Origin of the sequence: Pseudomonas sp., assembly GCF_030684895.1 — a bacterium.
Taxonomy (GTDB): Bacteria; Pseudomonadota; Gammaproteobacteria; order Pseudomonadales; family Pseudomonadaceae; genus Aquipseudomonas.
Genome location: NZ_JAUXXP010000050.1, coordinates 53,633 through 77,058, shown reverse-complemented (window position 1 = coordinate 77,058; position 23,426 = coordinate 53,633). Strand labels below are relative to the sequence as shown.

Here is a 23,426-nt window from a genome sequence, read left to right as displayed (position 1 = left end):
ATGGCTGCCGCGAGGTGCTCGCTGCGGCTAAAAACACAGAAATAAGCGGGTGATTTGATCGTTTTTGATCACATCGCCGTTTTTAAAATCGACAGGCCTGAAGTCGGCCGAAAATATGGGACTACTTCAGACCATCCTTAGTAATTAATCTAGTTATTAGTTCAGGCCGCGTAGCGGGCCATTTAATAATGGCTCGTTGCGGTCTGTGTTTTTCATCGGTTTGAGGTCTTATATGCTTTCTCGTTTTTTGTTCATTTCTCTAGCCGCTGCATGTCTTACAGGTTGTGCTTTCGGTAGCAAAGTCGATTATTCCCAGATATATCCGCAAGTAGGCGCTAAGCCGGCCAAGATTATTGAGGTGGCAGTAGTAGATGAGCGGGCTTACGTCTTGAATGGCAGCAAGACCGCCAACTATGTAGGGCTTGTTCGTGGCAGCTATTACATTCCCTATGACGTTAAGACCCGTAGCGGTGAGTCCCTGGCGCATGATCTGCAGCAATCCATCATCGGTGGGATCAAGCAGGCTGGTGGCACAGCTGAGGCTGTGGCCTCACCAAGTGCTCAGGCTTCCAGTACTGGCCGACAGCTGCTGACTGTGCGGATCAAAGAGTGGAAGAGCGAAGTTTTTATGGGAACGGTGCTGACCTACGTTCTGGCAGTCGATGTGTACGATGAGGCGGGTCAGCGCCTGGCATCGTCGCCTGTTTCAGGCTCAGAGGGGGTCGGCGATTATACGGTGACAGGAAAGTCCATCTTGACGCGCCTGCTGGCCGCCGAGAGTGTGGCCTCAGTGCTGTCCGGCTCGGTTGCGGCTGCTGATGTGCCTGCGGCTGAGCTACCTGCTGCTCAGCGTGCGCCGCTACCGTTGTTCGTTCCGCGTGGTGTGGGTGACGGTGTGTTCTAAAACGGTTGAGAACAGATAGGTGAGCGGTCTGCTCTAGAAAAAACCGACCGATATTTCGCTTAGTTCTCCTCTTTAGTTGAACGAATGATTGATGCCATGGGTAAGTTTTGAAGCGGAATGCATTCTTAGTATGAATGTCAGAAGAATTTTCCCTGCAGGTTTCTGGGGTAGTGGTTGTGGCTCAATTGCTGCGATCTATTTTGAGTTCGTTCGTTAAGTTCCTTTGCGGATTTATATAATATTAAATATGGGTGATGGATATGAGCTTAATTGATAGAAATGTTGATAGCAAAATCTCTATAAGTTTAGCCAGCCCTGGAAGACGTCTGGTTGCGCAGTTAATTGATGCGATAATTGCCTTTTCCCTGTTTTACGTGACGCTGCATGTTGTTGAGGTTCTGTCATTATCCGGTCAGGTTGATGTTTTTTCAGCTCTTGTCGTCGGAGGTGGCTACTATCTCCTTTCTGATGCAATGCCTAAAGGGCAAAGCATCGGGAAACGGATGTTAAAAATAGCCGTTGTCAGTGATGTTAGCTATATTGACTGCAATGTTTTTCAATCGGTTTTGCGCAATATAACAACACCCTTTCTTGGTGTTATTGACTGGGTTTTTATATTCACCAGTTCCAGGAAACGGCTTGGGGATATGCTTGCCTCAACTATAGTGATAAATTCTTGATTTTTATTCTTGATTGGGCCTGGTTTGGCCAGATTGCAGCGCTTGGGTTTTGCGGGGTTGTGATTTCGAGTTCAGTGTTTGGCCGGTGGTCTAATATTAATTTGGGGTTTATATGAAGAATGTGTTCTGCTTATTTGTTATTATCGGCTTGCAAGGTTGTGTCAAGGATATGCCACCTATGGCGGATACTTCTAACGCCGCCAAAATAACCTATACCAAAATATCTTTTGCCCCAGGTGAAAGGCAGTCGTTGTGGATGTTTGATAACCCGCGTTTTGAAAGCGCTGCAGGATCAGGGCGGCTTATCGAACACGGGAATTTTGCGAGGCAGTCAGCATCCGTATATATACCCGCAGGCGAGCGTAAGTATTTTAAAGCGAGCTATCTTCTAGCTCGTCCAGCCGCTTATGGTTCTTATGGTTCTATTTCTGAATGCTCTGCAGGTATAAGTTTTATACCTGTGCGAGATAAAAAGTATACGCTTACTCAGCAGCCTTCTACTGCTGGCTGTGCAATTAAGCTGGTCGACGAAGAAGGTGATGTTCCTGCCTCGCTGGAAGATCTTGGGGTTTTAGAATAAATCCGAGTTTTTCCCGCAGTTAGAAGGGCCACTTTTAGATGAATAGTGGCCTTTTTCATTTTGTCGCTCTGTATTTATCGATGTTCGATTTTCAATTGCTTGAACGTCGCACCGCCTGCTTCGGTTTCGTAGCCGCTGTTGTCCAGGGTGTAGATTCCGGCTTTGAAATACAGCTGGTGGCTTTTCCATGCTGTGTTGAGCTTTCCCTGCCAGCGTTTGATCGCTCCACCGGGCTCGATCATGCCGATGCTCAGAGTGCCGTCTTTGGCCAGGTGCACTTCGTAGCTGAAGTCCTGATTCAGCTTGATCTTGCTGGACAGTACGATTTTTTGTGAGTCGCTATCGGTGGGTTTGCCGCGAAAGGCAATCACCACATTGCCGTAGCCTGTTTGTGCCACATATTGATAGCCCAGCATCAGGGGGGGCGCAGCGCTCTGTTTGGTGTGTATCTGGGAGAAAGCGACCAGGCCGGTTGAGGGCACTTGGGTGATCCTGGCTGTGGCGCTGAGAATGTTGGTGGCGGCGGTGTAGGTCCAGTTACGCAACGTGCCATTGGCGAAGGTTTCGCGCATTTCGCTACGCGGGAACTCGGAGTTGGGCGTGGTCGTGCCGTTGACCGGCGCCCAAAAGCTGATGGTGCCGTCTTTCGACTGGAAGTAGTGATCCTGATAACCACCAGCCAGGGCGGGTGTTTCAATGGTGGTCGCAGGGACGCCGACAGGGATGGTCAGGTTCCAGGTGGTGAGGTCGATCATGGTGGCTACTCCGAGGACAGAACGGCAGTCGGCGCACCTGGCATTTCCAATTACATGCAGCTCCATTAGCGACGTTGGTCGCGATACCTGTCGGGTGCTTGGGTCGAGAGTATCGAGGTGTTGACCGCTCGGTAATTACCGCTCGTCATTGTTTTGTCGCCGTATTCTTGGCGTTTTTCTGAGGAGTTGGTTGCGAAATCTATCTATCAGCTGTTGCGTAACGGTTTTCCCGTTTCACGCTGTGATGGGTTGTGCGTTGTGCTGGATTTTTATCTGGGAGGCGTCTTGCAGGGATGTGCGCGAAGTCTCGAATTGATAGCGCTACAAGTCTTTTCTTAAGCAAGCATTTTCTCGGGTGGGCAAAAAGTTGCTCACTCCGGCAGGGGTTTGACGGAATTTTCACAGGCTGGCTGGCATAACGGTGACGGATATTTAGGTGTCATGAGGTCGCCATGTCAGCAGCATTGCAAGTGTCGCCACGCCAGCGCGTGGATTGGGCCGGTTTAGGTTGGGCCTTTTTGTTCTTTTGGTATTTCTCTGGCGTTACCCAGTTATTGATCCAGTTGACCGGTACCGCCGGGTTTTCCGGTTTCCGTCAGGCTTTGCTGGCCAGCGCGCTGTGGCTGGTGCCGTTGTTGCTGTGGCCGGCCCGCGCCCGCCAGTTGGCTGCGGGTATTGGCGCGCTGCTGTGGCTTTGCTCGTTAGGCAGCTTTGGTTATTTCCTGGTGTACGGTCAGGAGTTCTCGCAGAGCGTGATTTTCATCATGTTCGAGTCGAACCTGAATGAGAGCCGCGAATACCTGATCCAGTACTTCTCCTGGTGGATGCTCCTGGCATTTGCCGCCTACGGCCTAGGTGGCTGGTTGCTGTGGCGCAAGGTGCGTCCCGTTTATCTGTCGCGCCCTGGCGCGTTATTCGCAGCGGTCTTGGCAGTGTTTGTGTCCGTGGGTTATCCGGCGCTGCGCCAGTTCAGCAAGCATGAGACTTGGCAGGCAGGGTTTGATAACTTTGCCCAGCGCATCGAAACAGCGACGCCTTGGCAGCTGGCTGTGGGTTACAAGAATTACCGCGAGCAGTTAGCCAATATGCAGGTGCTGTTGGCGGAGAACGCCAGCATTCCACCCTTGGCGAATTTGCAGGATGCACATGCCGGGCAGCCGGCCACGTTGGTGTTGGTGATTGGTGAGTCGACCAATCGCCAGCGCATGAGCCTGTATGGCTACCCGCGTGAGACCACCCCGGAGCTTGATGCACTGCGTGATCAGTTGCAGGTGTTCGATAACGTGGTAACGCCGCGTCCTTACACCATCGAAGCTTTGCAGCAGGTGCTGACCTTTGCCGATCAAGAGCACCCGGATCGCTACCTGACCACGCCATCGGTAATCAACCTGATGAAGCAGGCGGGCTACAAGACCTACTGGATCACCAACCAGCAGACCATGACTAAGCGCAACACCATGCTCACCACGTTCTCTGAGCAGGCTGATGAGCAGTTCTACCTGAACAACAACCGTGAACAGAACGCCCGCCAGTATGACGGTGACGTGCTGGCGCCTTTTGCCAAGGTGCTGGCCGATGCGGCGCCGCGCAAATTTATCGTGGTGCACCTGCTGGGCACGCATATGAGCTATCAGTATCGCTATCCGCCTGAGTTTGAGCGCTTTACTGATCGCGCCGGTGTGCCGGCAAATGTAACGGGCGATCAGTTACCCACTTACAACAGCTATGACAATGCGGTGTTGTACAACGACCATGTGGTGGCCAGCCTGATCAAGGGTTTGGCGGGGCACGAGCCAAATGGCATGTTGTTGTACTTGGCGGACCACGGTGAAGCGGTATTCGATGCATCCAAGCCTGATGTGTTGGGGCGTAATGAGGCCGCGCCTACCAGTCCGATGTATACCGTGCCGTTTATTGTCTGGAATTCGCCGCAGTGGCAGGCGCAGCAGCCCCGGGATTTCACGACCACGCTGTCGCGGCCTTACAGTTCGGCGCACTTTATCCACACCTGGGCTGATCTTGCCGGGCTGCGCTTTGATGAATATGACGCGCATAAAAGTCTGGTCAGCAGTGACTTCCAACCCATGCCGCTACTGATTGGCAATCCCGCGCAACCAAAGAGCTTGATTGATTTCAGCCTGATCAAGCCCAAGACCAGTGCGGGGAGTTTGGCTCAGCGCGAGAGCACTCAGGCCGCCGAGCTTTAATTACCGCCCACGGCCAACAAAAAGCCCCCTCAGCCAATGTTGACGGGGGCTTTGTTTTGGCCGTGATGCAGCCTCTACGAGGCTTAGATCCCGCTTTTGACCTTGCTCCAGATGCGTGTGCGCACGCGGTCGATCTTCAATGGCATGGCCTCCAGGGCATAGAGGTTATCCATCGCGTCCTGCGGCGGGTAAACCGTGGCATCGGCTTTCAGTTTGGGGTCAACCAGGTTGTCGGCGGCGCTGTTGCCGTTGGCGTATTGCACATGATTGGTGATCTGCGCGATGACCTGGGGCTGTAACAGGTAATTCATAAAGGCATAGGCCGCTTGTTCGTTGTTGCTGTCGACCGGCATGGTGACCATGTCGAACCAGATCGGTGTGCCTTCCTTGGGAATCACGTAGTTGATGCTGATGCCATTGTTCGCCTCAGTGGCGCGGTTGCCGGCCTGCATGATGTCGCCGGAGAAGCCCACGGCCATGCAGATGTCGCCATTGGCCAGATCGCCGACGTATTTGGATGAGTGGAAGTAGCGCACGTTCTTGCGCATCTCCAGCAGCAGCGCTTCGGCCTTTTTGTAGTCCTCAAGGTTCTGGCTGTGGTGCGGCAGCCCCAGATAATGCAGGGCGATGGGCAGCAGCTCCGGGCCATTGTCGAGAATCGCCACGCCGCACTGGCTGAGCTTGGCCAGGTATTCGGGCTTGAAGATCAGGTCCCAGGAATCGAGCGGTATATCCGCGCCGAGCACTTCGCGCACCTTGGCCGCGTTGTAGCCAATGCCGGTGCTGCCCCACAGGTAGGGAAAGCCGTACTGGTTGCCGGGGTCGTTGGTTTCCAGCGCCTTCATCAGCACCGGGTTGAGGTTGTTCCAGCCCGGTAGGCGACTCTTGTCGAGCTTCTTCAGTGCGCCACCCTGAATCTGCCGAGCCATGTAGTGGTTGGACGGAAACACCACGTCGTAACCCGAGCGCCCGGCCATCAGCTTGGCATCGAGGGTTTCGTTACTGTCATAGACGTCGTAGTGGCTGTTGATACCGCTACTTTGCTCGAATTGCTTGAGGGTGTCGGGGGCGATGTAGTCGGTCCAGTTGTAGATGCGCACGGTTTCTGCAGCCTGGCTGACGCTGCTGAGCAGCAGAGGAAGTAACTTCTTCAGCATGGGAATACCTCATCGTTTTTATCGGTGTTGTCGAAGTGGCAGTAGCAAGTGAAAGGCGTTGGCCTGCGCGGGGCCGGGTTATTTCAGCAGGACGAAGCTCTTGCGCACGGTCTCGGTGATGTCCCACACGCCGAAGGTGTTGGCCGGCATTAGCAGGGCGTCGCCCGCCTGGATCTGCATGGGCTCGCCGCCATCCGGGGTGAAGGTGCAGCGCCCAGCGATAAAGTGGCAGAACTCCTGCTGAGCGATTTGCCGGCGCCAGCGCCCGGGTGTGCATTCCCAGATACCGGCAGCCACGCCGTCGGCGTGTTCGAAGTCATGGCTGCTGGTGATGGCGACCGGCTCGCCGAGCGGCACAGCGACCGGGTTGCTGTTTGGCAACGCTAGCTGCGCGGTGTTCTTGAAGTGTTCGATGCTCATGAAACTCTCCGGGGGTTAACGCATGAATTTTTCCATCGTGCCGGCCAGGTTGCTGGCCAGCTTGCGCCGCCAGGGCGGGCTGTGGGGGTTGGCGAGTACGCGGTCTTCATGCACAAAGCTCTGGATGATCGCGTTGTAGCCGAGCCAGCGCAGCGGCTCCGGCTCCCAGCGCGGCAGCTGGTTGAGGGGCTGATCAGCGAGCACCCAGGGCTGACAGGTCAGTTCGCTTTGCTGATCGAGAATCAGGTCAGCCAGGGTGCGCCCGCCGAGGTTGCTGGCGCCTACCCCTTCGCCGCCGTAACCGCCGGACAGGGCGATACCATTGCGCCGGTCCACCAGCATGTGCGGGCGAAAGCGCCGGGCCATACCCAGGTTGCCGCCCCAGGCATGGGTGATGCGCACCTGCTTGAGTTGCGGAAACAGTTCGCTGAACAGGTAGCGGCGCAGGTCGCGCTCATCCTCGCTGAGGTTGAAGTCGGTGCGTAAGCGGCCGCCAAAGCGGTAGCCGCCACGGGCGCCGAACACCAGGCGGTTGTCGGCGGTGCGCTGGCCGTAAGTAACCTGGCGGCTGTTCTCGCTGAAGGCCTGGCCGCGCTCCAGGCCGATGTCGGCCCAGACTTCTTTGGGCAGCGGTTCGGTGGCCACTAACAGACTCTGTACCGGTAGTTGGTGTTTATCCAGGGGCGGTAGGCTGGCGGCATAGCCCTCTACGGCGGGCACTATCCAGTCAGCGCGGACGCTGCCGCTGTCGGTGCGCACCAAGCCGGTTTGCCAGTCGATTACCCGGCTTTGCTCATACAGCTCGACACCCATGGCTGCTACACAGCGGGCGAGGCCGCGCACCAGCTTGGCCGGTTGGATGGTGGCGCAGTGCGGCGTGTGAATCGCGCCGAAGGCGTTGGCCAGCTGCAATTGCTTGCCGAGGTCAAAGGGGGTCAACCAGCGGTAATCGTTTTCATCCAGGCCCAGGGCGCGCAGTTCGGCCAAGTGGCTGCGCAGGCTGGTGAGTTGTTCGGGGTAGCGCGCGGCGCAATACAAGACGCCAGCTTTGCGGTAATCACAGGCGATCTGCTCGCGCTGCAGGACACTGGCGACTTCATCGGGGATGCCATGCAGCAGTGCATAAGCGCTCTGCCGTGCGGCGGGTGACTGCTTGGCGAGCATGCTGTCCTGGCCGAGCAGGTTGCCCATCAACCAGCCGCCATTGCGCCCGGAGGCGCCGAAACCGGCAATCTCGCCTTCGAGGATGACGATGCGCAGCTGTGGTGCTTTGCGCTTGAGGTAGTAGGCGGTCCACAGGCCGGTATAGCCGGCGCCGATAATGGCTACATCGGCGTGCAGGTCTTCGGTCAGCGCAGGGCGGGCGGTCAGCGGTTCGTCCAGCTGATCCATCCATAGGCTGAGGGAGCGCCATGGGCTCATCGTGATCTCCGGCAAGTGAGTAGCGTTGCGCAGAGAGTAGGAGAGCGATCAAGGCGTGTCTTGTGTGCGTGCCCGCAAGGAAATTTGTTTGAGGTAAGCCTTGGGTGACAACCCGGTATGTCGGCGGAAGCAACTGTAGAAGGCTGATAGCGAATTGAAGCCGGCGGCGAAAGCCTGTTCATCCATGCGCGGTAGGTCGTTGCCCGCGTCTAAACCCGCCAGCAGGTGCTGCAAGCGCTTCTGGTTGATATAGCGGTAGAAGCTCTGGCCGAGCACCTGGTTGAGCAGGTGGGAGATCTGGTTGCGGCTGTAGCCGGTGGCGGCGGCCACCTGCGGCAGGCTGAGCTGCGGATCGAGGTAGGCCTGGGCGCGCTGCATGTAGTCTTCCAGATCCTGCGCGAGCAGGCCCAGCTGGCGGGCGCTGAGGCCGAGGCGGCTGAGTGCTGGGCGGGAGTCACTGGCGACGGATAGCTCGCGCTCTTCGCGCATCAGCGTGGCGTATTCATGGATGCGCCAGATCAGCCCGTCGCGCACGGTGATGGCTTCGCCCGTGCGGAATGCCAGCAGCCCGCCGCTGCCCTGCAGGCTGATGCGGTACTGGATAAATGCGGTGTGGCCATCGATGCGGATGCGGTCGGTGTGCTCCAGGGCTTCACCGGGCTGGCGCGGCAGGTTGTGGCGCACATACTCGCGCAGCTCGGCAAAGCCCATGCAGCGCTGCTGGAAGAAGTCGTGGTACTGGATATCCGGGTGATACAACGCCATCACCGCGTCGAGGTCGCGGTCTTTCCAGCTGTAGTGATAACGCATCACCGTGGCGCGGGTGCGCTCGGTTTGCTCGGCGTCATCGGGGAAGTCGGGGGTATGCATGGCTGCCAGCTTGCCCGAGGCCTGAGCGCAGCTCAATCCCGCTGTCGCTGCGCCTTTGCCTCAGAAACTCAGTTGTTGCAGATGGGCGCACCTGAGCTGTTGGCTGCCCCGGCCAGGCTCTGGGAAATCTGCAGGTGGCAGTTACGCCGCACCGTGCTGTCGAGCACCTGGCTTTGCAGGGGGAGCAGATCGCCGGTCAGCAGGTTTTGCAGCAGCGGGTTGGCGCGATAGTGATTGTCCCCGAGCACCGTATTCTGCATGCCTTCCACACGGATCATGGCCTTGCCGATGCCTTCCAGGGTATTGCCGGTGATCACCAGTTGCCCGGCAGTCAGCTGCGCGTTACGCAGGCTGATGGCGTATTCCGGCGTCGACAGGATGCGGTTGCCGAGGATGAATGCGCCGTTCAGCTCGCCGGCATCGATGGCGCTCAGCCGGCTATTGGCGATCAGGTTGTCCTCAATCAGCAAGGCCGCGCTGCCGTTGAGGCGGCGCAACATCAGGCCATAGCCATTCGAGGCGCCCAGGCGGTTGCCTTTGATCAACAAGGCTCCTGCTTGATCACTGACTTCGATTGCGCTTTTACCGGAGTGCAGGATCAGGTTGTTCTGAATGCGCCCGCTACTGCTGCCACTGATGCGGATGGCACTGTTGTGCTGCACGCCGTCGATACGGTTGTCGGCGATCAGGAAACGGCTGTTGCTGAGGTCGATGGCGTATTGCTGCTGCGTGTTGAACTGGTTATCGCGGATCAGCGCGTCGCTGTGGCGCAGCTCCAGTGGGGTCGACATGCCGTTGAAGCGGCTGTTGCTCACCTGGATACGGGCTACCGGGCTGGTTGGCGATTGCTGAGTGCTTAGGCCGCTGCTGATGCCGCGGGAGAAATTGGCGTTGTAGCCAATTTTTACCAGTTGCGCGTTGTCGACCTGTAGGCGGCTACCGGCCCAGTTCATGATAAAGGGGCGGGTGGGGCGGTCGGTGGCCAAGGCGCGGCCGTCGCTCCAGCTTTCCAGGCGCGAACCTTGCACACGCAGCAATCCTTGGTTGATCAGCGCGGTGCCGGAGGGGCCGAAGAGGTACAGCACCTGATCGTCGATCAGTAGGGCGGCGTCTTCGGCAATCATCAGCGGGTAGCTGAGCAGGTAACCGTCTTCATGCCGACGCAGGACTTGCGGGTTGTTCAGCTGGGCCTGCAGTTGCGCCAGGGTCACGGCGCCACCACGAATCACCACGGCACGTGGGTGTTGCGCCTGGTAGCCGGCAATCGCGCGAAACAAGCCGTTATGCACAAAGGGCTCGAAGGGCCAGCTGCCGGCCTGGGCCGAGTACATCGGTTCCAGGCTGGCGCTGCCGCGCGCGGTTGGCGCACGCAGCTCGAAGGCCGGCGGCTGGCTTTCATTCAGGGTGCGTTGTCGAACCTCTTGCTGTTGCTGTTGCTGCCATTGTGGGTCCAGCGTGTGCAGTGCGGCCGGGGCGGACTGGGCCGCCAGGCTGCAGCCGAAGCTGGTCGCCAGCAGCAGGAAACGGCAGTAGGACAGTGCCTGTGACATGGGTTCCATCCTGGGTCAGTTGAGCTGGGGGTAAAGTGGCTTGAGGTCGCCGCCTACCTGGCTGTAGTGGTTTATGTCTTCGCCGTACTTCTGGTACATGCGTCGGGCCCACTGGTGCTGCGGGTAGCGGCTGAGGAAGGGCAGTAGCCAGACCATCTTGTGTTCGCCGACATCCTCCTGGCGGGCTGCCAGTTCCACCAGGGTGTCTGGCTCAAGCACGGCGCGGGCGGCAAAGTTGGCAAGGCGGGCGAGTTTCTCGCGCTCCTGCACCGTCAGCGCGCGATTGTTCAGTTCGGCGGCTTCCACCAACAACATCAGAGGCACCAGTGCGTAGTGGCTGTAGTCGGCGGCCAAGCGGCCCCGTGCGACTTCCAGTGGCAGGTAGTCGTAGTCGCCCTGGCCTGGGGTGAGCTGGGTAAAGGCGCGGCGCAAGGCGACATCAGCCCATGCCAGCGCCTTGTCATCATTGAGCAACATGCCCGTGGCAGCGACGGCCCATGCTGCCCAGTAGTCATGGTTGTTGAAGTAGATGCCAGGGTCATAGCGGCGCGGTTCGTATTCCGCGACCACTTTGTCTGACAGCTGGCCAAGCCAGCGGGCTTGGGCCTCGCTCAACTGGTAGCGCTGATCACTCAGGGCCTGCACCTTGAGCAACGTCGAGGCGATAGCGGCCAGGGCCCATTTGCGCGAGGCGACGCCGGTTTTGCTGGCATCGTCGCTGAGCAGTGCGGATTGGTTGGCCCAGGCATCCAGCCACTGATCAAGGCAGGCCAGTGCGGTATTGGCCTCGCTGGCCTTGCGGGTACGTTGGAACACCTGACCGGCTTTGATCAGCCCTCCGATGTACTGCTGCACCTGCTTGCGGATGCGCTGGGTGTCCTTGCTCTGGCGCTGTACCAGCTTGGTTTTGCTGGTGTCACTCTGGTCGTACTTGCTGTCGAGTTGCAGGTGTCCGGTATAGGCCGCCGGTGGTTTTTTCGGGCAGTGCTCGCTGCGGTAGTCCGTAACCAGTCGCGCTGCTGCGGTCGATTGGTTGGCCCAGATCGATTGTGCTGCACTGGCACTCAGTGGGCTGGCGAGTAGCATCAGGGCTGCCGCCATGTGCCTGGTTGACCTGCTCAAAGACATAGCTTGGTCTCAACCTGGAACGGCTTCTCGACAACCTGGGTCGGCTCGAGGAACACCGAGAGCAGGTTGGCATCGCGAAATTCAGCTGCGCGACTGAGCTCCAGGTAGTACTGGCCACCCGTGACGATAGCTTCGCGGCGAAACCATACCTTGTCGCGTGCGCCATTGTCGTAATAGGCAATGATGTAGAAGTTCTTGATGTTGGGGTCGCTGATGCGGATGTCGAGCACCGCGTCCAGGCCTTTCAGGGCCTTGCGTCCTTCGCCGGCATTGCTGAGCAACTCCAGGCGATCATTGAGCCCCATGCTTGGCCGCTCAATGCGACCCTCAAGCATGTTCTCGCTGGCTTTGCAGCCGCCATTCACGGCCGGGATCAGTTGGCGGTAGGTCAGCTCGCCATCCAGACGGTAGTTGGCGGGCAGCTCCCAGACAATCAGTTTGGGCGCCTTGTCCGGGTTGTAGTTGGCCGAGAGCAGGTATTCCAGCAGTGAGCCGTCCTGGCCGGCGCCGGGCAGGGCATAGTTGATCAGGTCGCTGCCCAGGTAATCCTTGAGAAAACCATCGAAGTTGAATTGCTTGGTTTCATCTTCACGGGCGGCGGAATTACTGGTGCCGACCAGGACGATTTCCGGGTCTGGCTGCTCTTCGAACAACTGGGCCGCATCGTTGCTTTCCGGCACGGTCTGGTAGCCAGGTACGAACTGGTAGCCGAAGTGGTTACCGCAAATGGTCGCCAAACCCAGGTTGAGCGTGCCGTCTTTGTACAGGGTCAGGCTCTGTTCGGTTTTGTAGCCCTTGCGCGGTAGCTGGGCGTAGACCGGATGCTGGCGAATGGCATCGGCGGTGACTTTTGCGGTGGTCTGCGCGCCGACGGGGGTCCAGTGGTGGTCACGGCGGAAGAAGAAGTCCTTCGGCGGCTGCTCCACCAGACTCATGATGTCCGGGACGATGGCGCCGGCATCGCGCATCTGCTGCAGGAACCGGCTCAGGTTGCCGCTGGCCAGTGGATAGTCAAAGCCGTGTGTTTGCCCTGGCAGCAACTGGGCGCGGTGCATCAGGCCGCGGGTCGGTTGTATTGCCATGGTGACTTGTGTGCCGTGGCTGGCAAAGGCGCGCATCAACCGGGCGAACTCCGGCTGCATTGCGGCAGGGATGCCGAAGTCGTTGGTCAGGTCGACTTCCGAGCGAAACAGCCAGCGATCACGGCCGGGTACGATTTGCTTGAGCAGCTTCATGTTGCCTTCGGCGTACTCGGCCGGCGAGCTTAGCCCAGGGCAGATCAGGCACTGCAGATCCGTGCATTCTTCTTTTTTCGCTACCTGCGCGGCAGCCGTAGCGACTTGCGCACAGGCTATAAGCAGGCCGCCAAAGGCCAGCAAGACGTATTGTTTCATGGTCGTCGGGTTCATCGTCCGCTCACTTGTATAACCGCCAGGCCAGGGTTCATTCGGTGGGGTCGATGCTGTTGGCCAGGGTAATCGCACGGTAGCCACTGCCGGCTGGCAGCAGGGCATAGCTGTAAGAGCGGCCCTTTTTCAGGAACAACTCATCGAAGCTGGCCAGCTTGTCAGCCTCGGCATAAGCGGCGAAGGCGATCTTCAACTCATTGACCATGCGGCTGCCTGTCTGGTCGCGGGTGATCATCTCTACCACCACGTGTTGACCGTCGACTGTCTTCAAGGCGGCTGGCTTCTCGGTAAGGTTGTAGAACGCGATTTGCGCCTTGCGCGGTTCATTGACGAACTGGTCGGCGATCAGCTGCAGTTCGCCGTCACGGTAGATCACTGTGCTGGCAGTGTTGGCTTTCAGCTCGCTTTCCAATGCCTTGTCGCCCACGGCAATCCGGTGCTTGCCCGGTGCGACGAAGCGATAGCCGCCAAATTGGCCACTGGTAACGGCCTGGGGTTTGTTCTTGCCGCTGAGGGTGACTTCGATGTTGCGTTCGCTCAGGTTCAGCACGCGGACAAATGCCGAGTTGGCTGGAGCCACCGCGTCATAGAGGTCGGCATTACCGTCCTGGGCCGCCTGGCTGATGCTCCAGCTGAACGTCAGTAGCAGTACGCTTAACGCGCGAAATATGGAAACAGGCATAAAAGCACCTCTAATTAGTGTTGTGCAGTGGTTGGAGTGGCCAAGGCCGAGGGAATCTGGCGCTGGGCGAGCAGGGTGCGCAGGGGGAACTCCCAGATGATCGTTTGCAGGTCGCTGCTTGCGGCAGCCGGGCTGGCCAGGAATTCATCCATGGACTGGAACGGTCCGCGTGCTTCGAGCGCAACGCTGATCAGGTCACGTTGCAGCGCCTGCTTAAGGAAGCCGATGAAGTTCCAGTCATCGATGCGGGTATAGCTGGTGCCCACCAGTGCCAGGGACAGCCCTTCATCGCCGAACAGGCTGTCTGCGGCCAGGGGCTGGCTCTGTTTCAGGGTCTCGTAGAGGTTGATATGCACGGGCTCAAAGTAGCTTGGGTCAAGCCGTGGATCGAATTTCAGGTAGTTGAGCAGGTCGCCCTCCACCGCCTTTTCGCTAACCGCTTGGGTGACATAACCCGTCTCCGCACGTAGCTCGGGGAACTGCTGCGCCAGGGTTTGTGCGGCCAGCTCAGCGCCTTTCGGGCTCCAGTGAGTGTCGTTGCGCAAAAACAGCGGCTCATCTGCCGCGGCTGACAGATAGGCGCTGCGCAGATTCACCGTAGCGATGCCGCGCTCACGCAACGCTTCGCTGAAACGCTCGTACAGGCCGGTGATCTGCGCAGTGGGTGCGTAGGCCGCATGCTGGGCGTAGGTGTCCAGCTTCATCGGGATGGGCAGTAGAATCAGGCGTTTGCCTTGCTGCGCCAGTTGTTCTTGGACTTTGCTGATCTGCGCCAGCTGCTTATCCAGGTTGCGTTGCAGGTTGTTGGGTACCAGGTATTCCTGATTGGTAAACAGCCAGCCATCGCGTCCCAGTACGACGCCGCTAGCCCCTTCGCGGAAGATCGTGTGCTGGATATTGGCCCATAGCTTGACGGACGGGTCGCGCAGAAACAGGTTCTTGTCATAGTACTGTTCAAACTGGCGCACCAATTTGCCGTCGAGGAACAGCGACATGGCCTGGGTCTGGGTGCCGGCGAAGCCAAAAACTGCCGGCAAGGAGTACAGAAACATGCCGAGTAGCATTACGCAGAAGAGGATGCCATTGACCTTGCTGGCCGAGTTCATCACGGGAAACATGGGGGCATCCTCAGAACTGGAAGTACAGAAAGGGTGAGAAGGAGTTGGCTGCCAGGCGACTGAGGGTCAGGAAAAAACCAGCCCATAGCAGCACTGCACTGAACCCGCTGACGTGGTGCATAAAGTACTGATCCTTGTTGCCCCCGGCGTAGTAACGGATGTTGATGCCGCCAGCAATCACGACCCACAGCAACGCAACCAGGGTGAACGACAGGGTCATGACCGACGTGCCAAACCAGTACATGTCCAGCGAGCCAAAACCATTCAGGCCGATCAGTGCCTGATAAATCTCCAGGCTGTGTGGCAGGTTGCCGGTGAAAAACAGCGGCATGCATGAGGCCAGCAATAGCATGCAGCGGACATTGCGCCAGAAGTTGTAGGGCGTGCTGACCTTGGTGGCGATGCCCAGCTTTCGCTCGACCACCATGGCGATACCAAAGAACAGTCCCCAGAAAATGAAAGCGAAACTTGGTCCGTGCCAAAGCCCGGATAGGATCATGGTGATAACCAGTCCAGTAAGCATGCCGACCAGGCGTTTACGCACCAGCGGCATATACACGTAGTCGCGCAGGAAGTCGGCCAGGGTCATGTGCCAGCGTTGCCAGAACTCGGTGATGCTTTGTGCGATATAGGGCTGGTTGAAGTTCTCCGCGAAGCGGAAGCCCATCATCATGCCCAGGCCGATGGCCATGTCGCTGTAGCCGGAGAAGTCGAAATACAACTGCAGGGCCGAGATCAGTATGCCGAACCAGGCGTCGGCCATCTGCAACTCGCCACCGCCGCCGATAAACAGGGTGTTCATCGGCGCCAGGGAGTCGGCGATCAGCACTTTCTTGATAAAACCGAGCATGAAGCGGCAGGCGCCGAGGGAAAACAGCTCCATGGAGTGGGTGCGATGCTTGAGCTGCTTGTCGATCAGGCTGTAACGCAGAATCGGCCCGGCAATCAGTTGCGGGAAGATTGCGATGTAGGCCGCGAAGTCGACGAAACGCTCGGTCGGTTCTGCGTTGCGCCGATAGATGTCGACGATATAGCTCAGCGCCTGGAATACGTAAAAGGAGATCCCCAGCGGCAGGATGATGTGTTCAAGGGTGAAGGTGTTGATGCCCAGCGGCTCCAGTACTGCGACGAGCACGTCGGCACCGAAGTTGGCGTACTTGAAGTAGCCCAGGGTGGCCAGGTTGCCAATGACCCCAACGGTTAGCAGGCGAAAGGCAATGGTCTTTTCGCCAGCGTCCATCCGCGCCTTGATGCGCAGGCCAAACCAGTAGTTCCAGTACGAGATGGCGACGAACAGCAGAAGGAAATCCGGGCGCCACCAGGCGTAGAACAGGTAGCTGCCAAGCACAATCACATACGAGCGCCAGTGGTCCTTGGCTATGTAATAGCAGAGCAGGAACACCGGCAGAAACAGGAACAGAAATACGTTGGAGGCGAAGATCATGCTGGCGCTTCTCTCGGTCAGTAGCTCAGGGTGATGCCCAGGGTCAGCTGGTAGTCGTCACCGATTTCCAGCGCACTGCCGGCCCGGAAGTAACTCAGGCTGGTCAGGGTGTTGAGTTGCACGCGCTTGCCGTCATAGGCCAGCGGGAACATGCGCCAGTAATGGTTGATGTCCAGGGCCTGGCCCAGATGGGAAGAACGCGTATCGCGCACCTCATCTTCGGTGGTTGGTGCGATGGTGCGCAGAGGCAATTGGGCGCTGCGGTTACGCAGGCGTAGGTCGCTCAGGCGCACATCCAGCGCAGTACGATCAGTAGGCTGGGTTTCCAGGGCCACGCCATAGAACGCCAGGTTGCTCAGGTTGACCCCGACCAGGTTGCTGACCAGGCGGCTGCTGTAGCTGAGCGGATCGTTGCGTCGATCAGATTGAATGCGATTGAGGTTGAAACCATCGTTGCCGCTGTCATCCGGGCGATCAGTGATGCCTGCTGTGAGGGCGACGCGCGGGGTCCATGGCAGGCTGTCAAAACGTTTGCCGATGTCAGCCACTACTGCCCAGCCTGTTTTGTCGCCGCTCTTGCGCAGGCCATTGCTTTGCGTGGTTTCCAGGTCGCCGTCGAGTGCCGCAACTTCCAGGTGGTAGTCGCTGATCAATGACGTCAGCTGGCGTGTGTCGCCGCGCAGGAATACGCCATAGCGCAGGCCGTCGAAGTCCTGGCGATCAGCCCGTGAGCTGCCTGAGTAATCGTCTTCGTGCAGCAGGCGGGCGCCGAGCCAATGGTCGGCATGCCAGCGCCAGGCGTACTCGGCCATCAGGTAACGGATCTTCTTGTCGCGAGGGTCGAGCCGGTTGTCGTCCGAGTTGTAGTAATAGAATTTTTCGCCGACCGCGACAAAACCACTGGCGAAACTGTCGTTGTAGTCCAGGCGCAGGGCTTCCAGGCTGTCGTCCCACCAGATGCCGAAACGATCGGTGAAGCGTTGGCGGCCGAAGGTCAGAGAGAAGCGCGGGTCGTCACCCAGCAGGTTACGGCGCACATAGAACTCGCGGGCCTCGGCATAAGCGTGACGCCGGCTTGACTGGCTGTCACTGTCGCCCTCGGTGTCCTGCAGCGCATTCGGGTCTGTGTCGTAGTTCAGCCATAGACGCCCGAACGCCTCCCACTTTGCCCAACGTTGTTCGGGCGAGTACCAGCGGTAGGACGGCTCGTAACGCAGGCTGAAGAAGCTGCGGCGATCTTCACCCAGACGCGTTTCGTCGGGGCCGTAGCCGCTGCGCAGGAACAGTTTGTGGGTTACCAGCGAGGTGATGGGCTCCAGCTCCGGCGTGGGCGCTGCGGTTTCTTCAGCATGCAGCGCGGCCAGTGGGAGGCACGCGAGCACCAGGCTCAAGCGGCTGAGGGCGTTGTTGAGTCTCACAGTGCTGATTCCTCGATAAGACGGTTGCCGGTGGCAATGGCTACATCACGCTGTTGTGGGGTGATGCGCGACTGCAGGGCCAGCATCAGGTCCGTGGCGCGTTGGTCGCCTAGTTCGTGGGCGGCATAGGCGAAGGCGTAAGCCTTGGCGTTATCGCGGCAGATGGCGCGGCCGTTGGTGTACAGCCGTGCGATACGCAGTAGTGCATTGGCTGAACCTTGTTTGGCCTCCTGCATGTACAACGCCAGGGCGCGATCCTGGTCGGGCTCGTCCAGTACGCCTTGGCTGTACAGGTCGCCTTCGAGTAGCAGGGCCTCGGCATAGTTTTCGGCCTGTAGTTCCGCTATCAGGCGCTGGCTCAGCAGTGGATCGAGCGTGCGCCACAGCACCAGGTGCAAACTGACGCGCAATGCTTTTATGCGCTGCGGTGTGATCGGCTGCTCTCGCTCGGCCATGCTCAGGGTCAGGTTTTCACCCTGGCGTTGTTCCAGGCGCTGGATCAGGGCCTCGACCGGCTCAGGACTGTAGCGATCCGGGGCGGTCATGAGGAAGCCCGCTTTGCTTAGCATGGCCGGACCGAAGTCGCGTTCAATGGCATGGTCCAGCCATTGCAGGACTTCACGGTCGAGTTGTTCGACCAGGCTGGCGTGGGCCTTGGCCTTTTGCTCACGGGCTTGCTGTTCTTCTTCGTTCTCTGCACGGGTCTGCGGGCGGCTGTTGTTGTAGGCGCTGATTTCGGCGTTGCGCACGTTGGTCAGTTGCTGGCCAATGCGGTGCACCAGATCAACCGGCAGTACCTGCATGCGTGCGATCAATTGGCTGGCGAAGGCGCGAAAGCGCAGGTTGCGTTCTTCACCGAGGAACTCGTAATAGCGATACACCGCGCGTGTATCGCTTTCCACGGCCAGCTTGAACCATTTCTCGGCATCCGCTTGGTCACCTTTATGCACTGCTGCAACAGCGCGATACAGCGGGGCGTGGCAGTACATCAGGCAGGCGCGGTCATAGAGTTCGATCAGCCGTGCAACCTCAGCCAGTTGAAACAGCTCCGGGTAGACCAGGAACACTTCGAGGCGCGTATCGACAGCAATAAAGTCACGACCTGTGGCGAAGCGCTCGAGCGCTTGGCGGATATAGGTTCGGTTGGCCTCGCGCAAGCGTGGCTTGTAGTCCACCAGGCGTGCCAGTGGGATCAGCGCGCCGATATCACCGCGGCCGTCGGCAAATGCCTGCTTGAACAGCGTGATGGCTTGCATGGCATTGCCCGGGCTGCGGCTGGCCAGCACTTCGCCAAGCAAGCGCGTGGCGCCCAGGTCGCCGCGCTCTGTCAGGTGGCGCAGGTCTTCCTCGACCTGCGCCTGGCTGTCTTGGAACAACGCATAGCGAACCTGCTCAAGGCTGCGTGCTGCCTGCGCGCCGCCGCTAAGCGACAGCGTCAGGGCAGCGGTGCAAATGAGGGATCTGACCTGCATGGGCAACCTCAGAATATCCAGCGCAGGGGCAGACCGAGCCCGAAGTCGACAGCGGCAGGTAGCTGATAGGCGCTAAGAGGCAGCTCGCTTTCCGGTTTGATGGTCAGTTCGACCATCTGGTTGACCTCGTCCAGGCGGCTGGCCACGATCTCACCAGCGATGGTGTCGTGGCTGCCCAGTACACGCAGCTCAACCGAGCGCACGCGCTCCAGCTTGTCCATCTTCTCGAAGGGCACGCTGGCCTTGATATGCAGCGGCTGATCCTGCGGCAGCAGGTGCACCAGCGGGTCCTGTTTGTAGGCAAAGCCATCCAGGCGCGGCTTGGGGAAATACAGGCTGCAGTCGCACGGGCTGGCGATCACGGTTTCCACCGTAACGCGCCCGAGCAGAGCCGCCATATCTGGCGCACTCAGGTCTGCTAGCGCGGCGACATCGGCCGGGCTGGTCAGGCTGCTGGCCAATTGGGTGGATACACTGGCCAACGGCTGACCGCTGGTAACGCTGGTTTGCTCGGCGTTGATCAGGTACTTGAGATTGCCGTTCTCCGGCATGCTCACGATGTAAGCATTGGCACTGACCACGGCCTGCGCTGCAGGCATATGGAAGAACAGCAGATAGCTCTTGTAGAGAATTAGGCTGACAGCCGCCAGCCCAGCACTGAGGAACAGCAGGGTGCCCAATGCCGCTTTCACCCGGTCGCCAGGCGTGCGTGCGCTGGCATGCTTGGTCTTGCGTTCTTTGATGTAGTTTTCACGCTGCATCACGTTGAACAGGCCGTTGATGTCGGCGATCTCGCCGGACATATAGGCCGAAATGATGTAGCGCAGAATGTCGCGCTTCTGCCGATCCAGCTCGACGAACTCGGCGCCGACTTCCTGGCCACGCTGGGAAACGATCTTCACCTTGGTGTCGATGTTCAGGTCGATCTTGTTCAACTTCAGTCGGATCGACGCAGTGAACAGGCTGCCGAGCTTCATTGGCTGCTCGATCAACAGGCCCAGGCCGCCTAGGGAAATATCCTGTATTTCGCATTCCAAACCCTTCAGGCCATTGCCTTCGAGGGTGATGCGGGCCGGTATTTTGGTGCGCACGAACTGACGTTCATCAATCGCTTCGTGAACAACATTTGCAGGTAAGACAGTGGTGCTACTCATAGCATTCGCGCCTTTACTTAAGGTTGCGTGAGATCTAGCAGGACCGAAATGACCCCGAAGAAAATGGCGATGGAGGACAGCAGCATCGCCTTCGAAGTCCATCGGTTAAGGGCTGCATCGAAACTGACGCTGCCGTTGCTGAGTGTGGTTTTTTGCCGGGTCCAGCTCTGCCGGTCCATGTGGAACATGGTGTAAACCTTCATCACCGAGCCGACGATCTGGTTGTAATACAGAACGAAGGGGTAAATCGGGTCCACCGGGTGCTTGCTGAAGAAGAACAGCAGGGTCACCAGGGTGCGCGACAGCAACACCCAGAACAGGTACAGCAGCAGGTACTGGATACCGAACAGCAGGCCGGCCACGATTGATGCGCTTAAACCCATCAGGCAGGTCCACATGGACACCCGCTGGTCGTACAGCACGTACATGGTGAACAGGCCCAGGCGGTCGAGGCCCAGTAATTTGGTAATGCGGAAGTTCTGCCGCAGCGAGTTGCCATACCAGCGGTACATCAGTTGGCGTGTCGCGCGCAGGAAGCTGCTGTCTGGCGGATGCTCGACTGTCAGGGTGTGGCTGTCGGGCACATAGAAGGTGTCCCAGCCCGAACGCATCAGGCTGAACCAGGAGGATTTGTCATCGCCGGTAAGGAACTGGAAGCGCCCTAGGCGCCAGTGATCGAGAAAGTCGGCTTCTACATCTTTGATGAACGCGGGGTCGGTCATCACACTGGCACGGAAAAACGACAAGCGCCCAGTCATGGTCAGTACGCGTTTGGAGAGCGCCATTGAGCACATGTTGATGTGCCGCTGGACGAAGCGCATGGTGTGCCACTCTTGCATCAGCTTGCTGCCTTCCACCTCGCAGAACTCATTGGTGGTCAGGCCGCCGACGCTAGGCAGGTAGGCAAACATGGTCACTGCGCGCTCGACGCAGCCCGGCAGCATCATGGTGTCGCCGTCGACCACGCCGACGACCGCATTTTCCAGCGGCATTTGCCGCGACAGGGCGCGGAAGGCATGGGCCAGGCCGTCACGTTTACCGGTGCCGCGGGCCCGCACGATGATCAGCTTGATGTCATCACGCCCGCGCACTTCCTGGCGCATGATGTCCTTGATGAAGTTCTCGTCACCTTTCTCGACGATCGAGGCAATGACCGTGCACGGCACCTGCAGGCGCTGAACTTCCTGAAACACCGACTGATAGACCTTGTAGGTGGTGTGGGTCGGAATACGGAAACTGGTGACGACCATGAACATATGCTCGGGCAACGCCGCCGCGCCCATGCGCTCAACTGCTTTGCGCATGCGCGGGAAGCGCCAGTGCAGGAAGTACATGCCGCGCATGTAGTGAATCGCCGCATTGCCATAGCGCCACATGCCCAGGGCGCCGATCAGAAAGATAAACTTCTGATGCGACGGGTCCAGGTAGCTCGGGTCGACCATTTCGGAGGTGAGTGCGATCAATGCGATCAGGCAGGCCCAGCCGCACAGCTTGCCGAACGCTGGCGAAGTCTCGACCCACTTCAGTGCTCCTACAAAAAACCTAAGCATGCGTCATGCTTCCTCCATTGAAGCCGTTCTCTACCGCGAGGCGTTGAGCCATGCGGCCCCGGAACAGGGCCTTGATTTAGTTGACCGTGGTGTCCGTCCGGCCGTAGACGTCTTCGAAGCGCTCGATGTCGTCCTCACCCAGATAGCTGCCAGACTGCACCTCGATGATTTCCAGAGGAATCTTGCCGGGGTTGGATAAGCGATGAATGGCGGCGATGGGGATGTAGGTCGACTGGTTTTCCCAGAGCAGGAATGACTTCTCGTCGCAGGTCACCCGCGCCGTCCCGGATACCACAATCCAGTGCTCGGCCCGGTGGTGATGCTTCTGCAGCGACAGGCTGGCGCCCGGTTTGACGACGATGCGTTTGACCTGAAAACGATTGCCGTTGTCGATGGAGTCGTAGCTGCCCCACGGGCGATAGACCTGGCAATGATCCTGCGCTTCCGTACGGCCCTGGGCGGTCAGGGTGTTGACCAACTGTTTGACGTCCTGCACGCGGTCCTTGTGCGCCACCATCACGGCATCTTTGGTCTCTACCACCACCACGTCATCCAGGCCGACCAGGGTCACCAGCTTGCTCTGGCTGTGTACCAGGCAGTTGTGACTGTCATGCATCACTACATCGCCAGCATGACTGTTGCCGTTGCTGTCCTTGTCTTGCACGTCCCACAGCGCTGACCAGGAACCGACATCGTTCCAGCCGGCGGCGAGCGGCACCACGCAGGCGCGATCAGTTTTTTCCATCACGGCGTAGTCGATGGAATTATCCGGACAGCATTCAAAAGAGCCCGGGTCGATACGGATGAACTCCAGGTCAGCCTTGCTGCGACTCAGGGCCAGTTGGCAGGTGTCATAGATGTCGGGGTCGTGGCGTTGCAGTTCTTCCAGATAACGGCTGCAGCGGAACAAGAACATGCCGCTGTTCCAGAAGTAGTCGCCCTGTGCGACAAACGCGCTGGCGGTGGCCAGATCGGGTTTTTCGACAAACTGCTCAACCTGCAAAACACCGGCAGACAACCCGGTTTTTGCCCCGCCGGTCTTGATGTAGCCATAGCCTGTTTCTGCGCGCTCAGCCGGCACGCCAAACAGCACCATCTCGCCTTGCTCCGCCGCTTTACGGGCCACGCCGAGCGCCGTATGGAAAACCTGCAGGTCGTCGATCACATGGTCAGCCGGCAAAACCAGCAGCAATTCGTCACGGCCTTCGGCGAGCAGGTGCATCGCGGCAATCGCCACGGCTGGCGCAGTGTTACGACCGAAAGGTTCGAGCAGAATGCTTTGTGCCTTGCAGTCGATGGCCGCGAGTTGCTCGCTGACAATGAAGCGGTGCTCTTCATTGCACACCACGATGGGTTGGCCCATGCCCTCAAGTGCCAGGCGTTTGAGGGTTTGCTGAAACATCGTGGCAGTGCCGGTAAGGGCCAGAAACTGCTTTGGGTACAGCTTGCGCGAGAGCGGCCAGAGCCGTGATCCGCTGCCGCCGGATAAAATCAGAGGAATCATGC

Annotated in this window: 20 protein-coding genes; 4 read left to right on the top strand and 16 right to left on the bottom strand. The window is 58.7% G+C overall.

Going from position 1 to position 23,426, the window contains the following annotated elements; translation table 11 throughout:
* Positions 1–232 precede the first annotated feature (232 nt).
* The 3 genes from Q8M42_RS11325 to Q8M42_RS11315 all read left to right on the top strand — a co-directional run bounded on the left by Q8M42_RS11325 (position 233) and on the right by Q8M42_RS11315 (position 2,164).
* A complete protein-coding gene (locus tag Q8M42_RS11325) occupies positions 233–904 on the top strand; it encodes a hypothetical protein (protein ID WP_304867974.1) in 672 nt (223 codons plus the stop codon).
* Positions 905–1,164: 260 nt separating this feature from the next.
* Positions 1,165–1,584 carry an RDD family protein gene (locus tag Q8M42_RS11320; protein ID WP_304867972.1) on the top strand — a complete coding sequence of 140 codons (420 nt, stop codon included), beginning with the start codon at positions 1,165–1,167 and terminating at the stop codon, positions 1,582–1,584.
* A gap of 112 nt (positions 1,585–1,696) precedes the next feature.
* Positions 1,697–2,164, top strand: a complete 468-nt coding sequence (locus tag Q8M42_RS11315) for a hypothetical protein (protein ID WP_304867970.1) — start codon at positions 1,697–1,699, stop codon at positions 2,162–2,164.
* A gap of 74 nt (positions 2,165–2,238) precedes the next feature.
* Here the strand turns inward: Q8M42_RS11315 and Q8M42_RS11310 are convergent, their stop codons facing one another.
* Positions 2,239–2,919, bottom strand: a complete 681-nt coding sequence (locus Q8M42_RS11310) for a polysaccharide lyase family 7 protein (RefSeq protein WP_304867968.1) — start codon at positions 2,917–2,919, stop codon at positions 2,239–2,241.
* A gap of 452 nt (positions 2,920–3,371) precedes the next feature.
* On the opposite strand from Q8M42_RS11310, the gene cptA reads away from it, so the two are divergent.
* Positions 3,372–5,126, top strand: a complete 1,755-nt coding sequence (gene cptA / locus Q8M42_RS11305) for a phosphoethanolamine transferase CptA (RefSeq protein WP_304867966.1) — start codon at positions 3,372–3,374, stop codon at positions 5,124–5,126.
* 83 nt (positions 5,127–5,209) lie between these two features.
* On the opposite strand, the gene Q8M42_RS11300 is transcribed toward cptA, so the two are convergent.
* The 15 genes from Q8M42_RS11300 to Q8M42_RS11230 all read right to left on the bottom strand — a co-directional run bounded on the left by Q8M42_RS11300 (position 5,210) and on the right by Q8M42_RS11230 (position 23,424).
* On the bottom strand, positions 5,210–6,283 hold the full coding sequence (locus Q8M42_RS11300; protein WP_304867964.1) for a polyamine ABC transporter substrate-binding protein: 1,074 nt from the start codon (positions 6,281–6,283) through the stop codon (positions 5,210–5,212).
* 78 nt (positions 6,284–6,361) lie between these two features.
* Complete coding sequence (locus tag Q8M42_RS11295) at positions 6,362–6,703, bottom strand: cupin domain-containing protein (protein ID WP_304867962.1); 342 nt, start codon at positions 6,701–6,703, stop codon at positions 6,362–6,364.
* Between the two features lie 15 nt (positions 6,704–6,718).
* The gene (locus tag Q8M42_RS11290) at positions 6,719–8,125 is read right to left on the bottom strand and encodes an FAD-binding oxidoreductase (RefSeq protein ID WP_304867960.1); all 1,407 of its coding nucleotides are present in this window, start codon (positions 8,123–8,125) and stop codon (positions 6,719–6,721) included.
* A gap of 48 nt (positions 8,126–8,173) precedes the next feature.
* The gene (locus tag Q8M42_RS11285; protein WP_304867958.1) at positions 8,174–8,995 is read right to left on the bottom strand and encodes a nuclear transport factor 2 family protein; all 822 of its coding nucleotides are present in this window, start codon (positions 8,993–8,995) and stop codon (positions 8,174–8,176) included.
* Between the two features lie 68 nt (positions 8,996–9,063).
* A complete protein-coding gene (locus Q8M42_RS11280; protein WP_304867956.1) occupies positions 9,064–10,545 on the bottom strand; it encodes a right-handed parallel beta-helix repeat-containing protein in 1,482 nt (493 codons plus the stop codon).
* A gap of 15 nt (positions 10,546–10,560) precedes the next feature.
* A complete protein-coding gene (locus tag Q8M42_RS11275) occupies positions 10,561–11,646 on the bottom strand; it encodes a polysaccharide lyase (RefSeq protein WP_304867955.1) in 1,086 nt (361 codons plus the stop codon).
* A 17-nt stretch (positions 11,647–11,663) separates the two neighbouring features.
* Positions 11,664–13,067, bottom strand: a complete 1,404-nt coding sequence (locus Q8M42_RS11270; RefSeq protein WP_304867953.1) for an alginate biosynthesis protein AlgX — start codon at positions 13,065–13,067, stop codon at positions 11,664–11,666.
* A gap of 49 nt (positions 13,068–13,116) precedes the next feature.
* Positions 13,117–13,764, bottom strand: coding sequence for an alginate O-acetyltransferase AlgF (locus Q8M42_RS11265; RefSeq protein WP_304867951.1), 648 nt, complete (start codon positions 13,762–13,764; stop codon positions 13,117–13,119).
* A 14-nt stretch (positions 13,765–13,778) separates the two neighbouring features.
* Positions 13,779–14,882, bottom strand: a complete 1,104-nt coding sequence (locus Q8M42_RS11260; protein WP_304867949.1) for an alginate O-acetyltransferase — start codon at positions 14,880–14,882, stop codon at positions 13,779–13,781.
* Positions 14,883–14,892: 10 nt separating this feature from the next.
* Positions 14,893–16,326, bottom strand: coding sequence for an MBOAT family protein (locus Q8M42_RS11255; RefSeq protein WP_304867948.1), 1,434 nt, complete (start codon positions 16,324–16,326; stop codon positions 14,893–14,895).
* Positions 16,327–16,343: 17 nt separating this feature from the next.
* A complete protein-coding gene (locus Q8M42_RS11250; RefSeq protein WP_304867946.1) occupies positions 16,344–17,744 on the bottom strand; it encodes an alginate export family protein in 1,401 nt (466 codons plus the stop codon).
* The gene (locus tag Q8M42_RS11245; RefSeq protein WP_304867944.1) at positions 17,741–19,216 is read right to left on the bottom strand and encodes a sel1 repeat family protein; all 1,476 of its coding nucleotides are present in this window, start codon (positions 19,214–19,216) and stop codon (positions 17,741–17,743) included. Before Q8M42_RS11245 ends, Q8M42_RS11250 begins: the two co-directional genes overlap by 4 nt.
* Positions 19,217–19,224: 8 nt before the next feature.
* Positions 19,225–20,370, bottom strand: a complete 1,146-nt coding sequence (locus tag Q8M42_RS11240) for a PilZ domain-containing protein (protein ID WP_304867942.1) — start codon at positions 20,368–20,370, stop codon at positions 19,225–19,227.
* A 17-nt stretch (positions 20,371–20,387) separates the two neighbouring features.
* Positions 20,388–21,920, bottom strand: a complete 1,533-nt coding sequence (locus Q8M42_RS11235; protein WP_304867940.1) for a glycosyltransferase — start codon at positions 21,918–21,920, stop codon at positions 20,388–20,390.
* A gap of 76 nt (positions 21,921–21,996) precedes the next feature.
* Positions 21,997–23,424 (bottom strand): mannose-1-phosphate guanylyltransferase/mannose-6-phosphate isomerase, encoded by a 1,428-nt coding sequence (locus Q8M42_RS11230; RefSeq protein ID WP_304867938.1) that lies wholly within the window; start codon positions 23,422–23,424, stop codon positions 21,997–21,999.
* Between the last annotated feature and the right edge of the window lie 2 nt (positions 23,425–23,426).